Origin of the sequence: Marinobacter sp. ELB17, assembly GCF_000169375.1 — a bacterium.
Classification (GTDB): Bacteria; Pseudomonadota; Gammaproteobacteria; order Pseudomonadales; family Oleiphilaceae; genus Marinobacter.
Genome location: NZ_AAXY01000061.1, coordinates 1 through 5,553 on the forward strand (window position 1 = coordinate 1; position 5,553 = coordinate 5,553).

Genomic DNA, 5,553 nt, shown 5'->3' on the forward strand with positions numbered 1-5,553 from the left:
TCACTAAGCGTCGGATCTAAATGCTGCTGTAAGATGGTTTAACACTCAGTCGTTCTTTAAAGATCGTCCCGCGTAAAAAGTCATGTCGTAAAAAGGGACTACAGACCTCACCACAATGATGGCAGACCATAAAGGTGCTGTGTTTTAGCGGCGGGATCACCCTTTTACGACTTTTTCGTTGCGCATTGAGTACATCATTAAGGGTAATTATCTGGGAAGACTGATGCGTTACTTTGTGCTTTTTTTGTTGACGAAATCGCTGTTGACGCTCGGCATTTTTGAAGCACCCAACGCGACTTTCTTGATACTTTTTTGAGGCACGAGCAAGGGATACTCGACGGGCTTTTTCAGAACACCCATCAGTGCAATAACGATGACCGCGATCACAACGAGAACAAATAATGACTTGTGCATGGCAAAGGAGGCAGTGATATAGGCGACTTGAAGTTTGCATCGACAGCTAAAGGTCGATGAGGGCTGGATTTGATCCCAAAGTGTGTAACAATCATTGGGTCGTGCGCCTGCACGATTTTGAGGGGTATGGCGTCAGTTAGGACTGTCAAATCATTCTTGGCGTCATACCTTTCTCACCGACAGCATCTTTATAGCCCGAGTAAAACGATATTGCTTGGCTTATCTATTTCCAATCTCGTGAATGACCCGCCTGAATTGTGCAATGTTTTATGGATTTTCGATCTGAGGAAAAATCTGACTGTGTGGATATTCGGCAAATAGCAGCGCTTTTAGACCGGTGTTTACACCAGTTGCTGATAGCTGGGATTGATCACCGGCTCGTAACGGTGGGATTTGCGGACAGCACTTTTCAGCTGGTCTGGAACGACCAGCTCCGGAACGCCGCCGAAGAACTCAAAGGCTTTCACATGGGCATCCAGCCAGTCCGCCTGGCCCTGGCTCCAGTGGGCGCAGGCGAAGGTGTAATTGGACGCCCCCAGCACCGCCACAAAGATCTGAGCGGTACGGGCTTCGCCCGTATCCGGGTTCACGACGGTCAGGGTGGGGCCGCAATAGTCAACGAAGAGCTTCTCCCCGGCCCGGTGTGACTGGCGCATGCTGCGTTGCTGACGCCCGAGCCATTCGTTGTAGCGATGACAGAACTGGGCATAGCTGTAGCCGTCTTCGGGATGCTGCTGGCGATATTCCTGCCACAGCAACTGTTTGGTCATGGTCTTGTTTTTGAGTTCCAGGTGGATGGCCGGGAAGTCCGGCTCAGAGAAGCGTCGTTGGCCGATCACCGGCTGGGTTGGGAAGAGGAGCCGCCCAAGATCACGCTCACAAAGTTCTTCGGGAATGGGCCAGCTGAGCCCCGCCTGCCTGGCTCGGGTGAGGTAATCCACCACGGTGCCATAGCCGATATTGAGCGACTGGGCGATGCCTCGGTAGCTCAGCCCTGCTTCATGTCGAAGACGCAGAATGTCTTTAATTTTGCGCATTGATAGTCTCATCTTGGCCACCGCTCACACTCCTTGCCTTGGGGAAGGCTGGAAGGTTAGCAGTGTTCTATCAAAATCAATGCGTTAGATTGGTTTTTGGAGGCTGTTGATCTGTGGTTCTGGATTCCGATCACCGATTCTGGAAAACCGGCAAAAGTGATCGGATAAAACCAGAATCAGTGATCGCAAAGTTCCAGAATGGGTGATCGGATTAAACCGGAATCAGTGATCGGAATGGGCCAGAATATGCATTCAGGAAGGTCTTTACTCGCACCTTTAATTCGATCTTCCAAATCTGCTTCATTTGCGACAATTGGGAAGCTAGCAAACTTGCTACCTTCTCGTCCCGCAGAACAAGCAGCGGCGTAGGCTGCTTGATCTAGCGACGATCGAAACCCCTCAATAGCCTCGACCGCCAAATTGGTTGCCCTTTCCGGAAAAGATTTTGTGAGGACCACCTTATGATGGTCCATATTTTCTTCTGGAACATGTTCAACCGTTTTTCTGTAAGGCTGCTTTTTGAAATAGCTCGTGACGCATTTGTCCAGCTTTGAGAGATTTTCACTAGCCCGTCTGAGACGCATGAGCGGACTTTTAAAGTAGTTCGTCGCCATAAAACCTCTAACGCTGCCAGCATGCGCGGCTGCGGAATGGAGGCGAAGCCGCAATGCAGCAGACGTCGCCGTGACTGGCCTTGTTAGGGCTATTGCGATATAATTGTACGGAGTTACCGTACGTAATGGTGGAATTATGAATATCATCAGTGTAAATAAATTCAGAGAAAACCTGAAAAGCCTTGTAGAACAGGTTATTAGCAGGCACGAACCCCTCAAGGTGACACGCCGCGCCGGAGAGGCTTTCGTGATTATGAGTGCCGAAGACTGGGAAAGAGAACAAGAAACCCTGCATGTTCTTCAGAACCAAGACCTGATGCAGCAGATTGCGGCCTCCTTCGATACTCACAGCCGTGGCCAAGGATATACACCTAATGATGAGCAGATGAATGAGATCACTGGTATTTGAGGGCAGCACCTGGGAAGCCTATGAAAAGATGCGAGAGAAAGACAAGAAGCTGCACAAAGCTCTCTGCAAATTGCTGAAAGAAATGCTCCGCTCTGACGACCCATCAACTGGCATCGGCAAACCTGAACCGCTTAAACACAACTTATCAGGCTTGTGGTCACGGCGCATCTCACAGAAAGACAGGCTCATATACCGATTCGACGACAAATCCATTTATGTTTTCGCCATTGGAGGGCACTACGACCAGCCCTAACGCCGGCGTCAACTGCGTAGCAATCTGGCGGGATTTTTGGAACAAAAAGCGTGACAGTTTGCGGAGTCAGATTGCACGCCCTTGTTAGGCAATTTATGCATTAAGGTACTCCATAACAAATACGACAATTGTATGTGAAGCATTAACAGCCAACCTTGCCTCAACTTCTACAATAGAAGGTGGAGTGTTACCTCTGCCATGAGCAGAACCAATGTGTGATCTAAATGCCCCAACTCCATCAATAACAGAAGATAAGCCTTTCAATATTTTGTGTTGGTCTGCTGCTAATACAGGATCTGAATTTAAGGTGAGATTTGAGCGAACAACACCCCATAGATCAATAACATTCAACTTCTTCGGCATCGCAAGATCAAACTTTTCAATATAGAACTTTAAAGCTGATTCAATAATAGAACATGCCGCGGTAATCGAAGCATGAGGATCTGAGGATATATTTTTGACAGCTCTCTCGAATTCTTTCTCGATAGAAGAAAAGTCACCGGTTTTAAAGAAGTCTTCAAGGGTTTTAGTTATTGGGTTAGATCCAGCAATTGTGATATAGCCATTCGGTCGATATGAAAGGTTATTCTTGGCTAAAGAATTAGCGATTCTTTTTTGTCCTTCAGAAATTTTATCATTATTTCCACTACCAAATAATGACGGAGATAGATCTTTATCCATATAGTCTTGAATGACACTTCCAAGCACCTCATGAGCTAAAGTACTAGGATTGTCGTTACAATGCTTTAGCCAATTACTACACTTTTTCTCACAGTTGCCCTCTGGTACATCACCAGGTGCACCTGACTCCATAAATAATGTTTCTAGAGTTGAATGACTGTAATAATGATCAGCAATGACAGATGCTACTGCTCCGATTACAGAATTTGGAATTAAAGAACTCAATCTCGATTCTCCTTAGGCCTAACGCCTCAATAACTGGCGAAGCTTTGCTGCGTCCGGCGCCGAAGGCGCAAAGTTGATTGATTTTTTAGGCCTTTAAGTGCTAAAGAGGCCATACCTTTCTCGTTTTTAAAAAACTATCATCAACTGTGTAACTATAAAAGTATTCACTTAGACCGAAAAAGCCATCTATGCCATGTTGATAGCAAGCGATATGAGAGAGCTCGGATAAAACACTTGAGAGCCAACGAGCAATCGTCAGTGAATGGTACCTACCCCATTTTTGTACAATGGCATTTTGGCCGGTGCGTATAGATGCAGACTCAACGTCCCGCATAGTGTGCCCGCTTTCATTTGTTTGTATTACCATCGTGAACGGGGAAGTGATTGAATCAATAAATTCGGCTCTACCTTCAATACGCTTTTGTGCGGTCTTACCGTAATAATGCTTCTTTAATATGCATTCAGCTACTTCGTCCCACCATTTATTAATTGGTTCATTCGCGGTCAAATTGGGGTTGTCTAATGAAGCGAAATTTGCGTATCTGCCTCGTCGAGCGTCAGCAAATGAATCTAAACACTCAAGTATTTTTTGTGGAACGTCATTTGCTGGGCGCGTGTAATTCGGTGACAGTTGTAGCTTTTCAGAAATTTTTTCAACCTCGTTGGCCAGATCAATAAGCTTGTGCCCAAACTTCTTTATTACCTTTCCGTCTGGCATTTCCCCATTATGTTCTATAGCGTAATGTGCAACCAGTATTAGCTTTGAAAGTCTTTCTAGCCCCACAGAGAGACCGAAGAAAGCAGTATAATATTCACCCATTTTGTCTGCGTAATTAGCTCTACCTATCGCAGTTGCCCCAGAGCCAATTAGGTGCCTGACTAATGATGCTTCTCGCCCCAGTGCATGCCATTCAGGCACTTCCCATGGATTTCTACCCATTTTCATAATTGCCTTTTTCATGAGCCGAGGATAAGTGGAGCCTAACGTCGCGCATGAGCCACCGAGTAGGCCGGCAAAGCCGGCTTGCGAAGGTCGGTCTCGATGCGCTTGTTGAACGAAGCCGCTATGCGGCAGAGGTCAAATTCGACTGTACTTCTCTGACCCCTTCCATTTCGGAGGGCCTGTCAGGAGAAGTGTGATGAACGCTAACGAACACGCTCGTTTTCAAGCTCTGCACCAACGCTACCTCACCGAACTCACCCTGCGCGGCAAAAGCCCCAAGACCATCGATCTGTACACCCGTTGCCTGCGACAGGTCTGCGACTATTTCGAGACCTGTCCCGATCAGCTTAGCACCGATCAGCTCCAGCAGTATTTCATGCATCTGGTCGAGCATCGGTCCTGGAGTCTGGTCAAGATTGCCCGCAATGCGTTGCAGAGTTTCTATCAGTATGTACTGGGCAAGCCCTGGGAATACGTCCCTATCGTCAAGGCCCCCAAGGTTCAGACCCTGCAGGACGTGCTCTCCCTGAAGGAGGTCGAGCGCCTGATCAGTCGCACACGCAAACTCAGTTATCAGGTCTATTTCCTCACCACCTACAGTCTGGGCCTGCGACTGAGCGAGTCCCTGAACCTGACCATCGCCGATGTCGACAGTCACCTGATGCGGGTGCATGTGCGCTGTGGCAAGGGCAAGAAGGATCGCTTCGTGCCTTTACCGCTGATGACACTCAAGGCCTTGCGGCGCTATTGGGCCACTCACCGTCATCCAGACCTGCTGTTTCCCGGGTGGCACCCCCGCGAATGGCCGTCGGTGTCGCCACCTCCGGCAAGCCCCGGGTGATGGCCCGGGGGTGGGGTGCAGAAGGCCATCAAGCAGTCGCCCTGGACTGCGGTATCCGCAAGCATGTTCACATTCACTCCCTGCGCCACAGCTTTGCCACCCATCTGCTGGAAAAGGGGTGAACCTGCGCTCGATT

8 protein-coding genes are annotated in these 5,553 nt (G+C 48.5%); 4 read left to right on the top strand and 4 right to left on the bottom strand.

Going from position 1 to position 5,553, the window contains the following annotated elements:
* Positions 1–755: 755 nt before the first annotated feature.
* Together istA and MELB17_RS22820 are read right to left on the bottom strand one after the other, a co-directional pair.
* Positions 756–1,451 (bottom strand): IS21 family transposase, encoded by a 696-nt coding sequence (istA, locus tag MELB17_RS22815; RefSeq protein WP_007352709.1) that lies wholly within the window; start codon positions 1,449–1,451, stop codon positions 756–758.
* Positions 1,452–1,627: 176 nt separating this feature from the next.
* On the bottom strand, positions 1,628–2,065 hold the full coding sequence (locus tag MELB17_RS22820) for a hypothetical protein (protein ID WP_007352710.1): 438 nt from the start codon (positions 2,063–2,065) through the stop codon (positions 1,628–1,630).
* A gap of 136 nt (positions 2,066–2,201) precedes the next feature.
* Between MELB17_RS22820 and MELB17_RS22825 the strand changes: the two genes are divergently transcribed.
* Both MELB17_RS22825 and MELB17_RS22830 read left to right on the top strand, forming a co-directional pair.
* Positions 2,202–2,474, top strand: coding sequence for a type II toxin-antitoxin system Phd/YefM family antitoxin (locus MELB17_RS22825; RefSeq protein WP_007348080.1), 273 nt, complete (start codon positions 2,202–2,204; stop codon positions 2,472–2,474).
* Positions 2,455–2,727, top strand: coding sequence for a Txe/YoeB family addiction module toxin (locus tag MELB17_RS22830; RefSeq protein ID WP_007348079.1), 273 nt, complete (start codon positions 2,455–2,457; stop codon positions 2,725–2,727). Before MELB17_RS22825 ends, MELB17_RS22830 begins: the two co-directional genes overlap by 20 nt.
* 93 nt (positions 2,728–2,820) lie before the next feature.
* Here the strand turns inward: MELB17_RS22830 and MELB17_RS22835 are convergent, their stop codons facing one another.
* Both MELB17_RS22835 and MELB17_RS22840 read right to left on the bottom strand, forming a co-directional pair.
* The gene (locus MELB17_RS22835) at positions 2,821–3,633 is read right to left on the bottom strand and encodes an abortive infection family protein (RefSeq protein ID WP_036186142.1); all 813 of its coding nucleotides are present in this window, start codon (positions 3,631–3,633) and stop codon (positions 2,821–2,823) included.
* A gap of 100 nt (positions 3,634–3,733) precedes the next feature.
* Entirely contained in the window at positions 3,734–4,579 is an 846-nt protein-coding gene (locus MELB17_RS22840) for a hypothetical protein (RefSeq protein WP_198136544.1), read from the bottom strand.
* Between the two features lie 193 nt (positions 4,580–4,772).
* On the opposite strand from MELB17_RS22840, the gene MELB17_RS22845 reads away from it, so the two are divergent.
* Together MELB17_RS22845 and MELB17_RS26010 are read left to right on the top strand one after the other, a co-directional pair.
* Positions 4,773–5,417, top strand: coding sequence for a tyrosine-type recombinase/integrase (locus MELB17_RS22845; RefSeq protein ID WP_007352713.1), 645 nt, complete (start codon positions 4,773–4,775; stop codon positions 5,415–5,417).
* On the top strand, positions 5,378–5,539 hold the full coding sequence (locus MELB17_RS26010; protein ID WP_157133391.1) for a tyrosine-type recombinase/integrase: 162 nt from the start codon (positions 5,378–5,380) through the stop codon (positions 5,537–5,539). Before MELB17_RS22845 ends, MELB17_RS26010 begins: the two co-directional genes overlap by 40 nt.
* Positions 5,540–5,553: the final 14 nt, after the last annotated feature.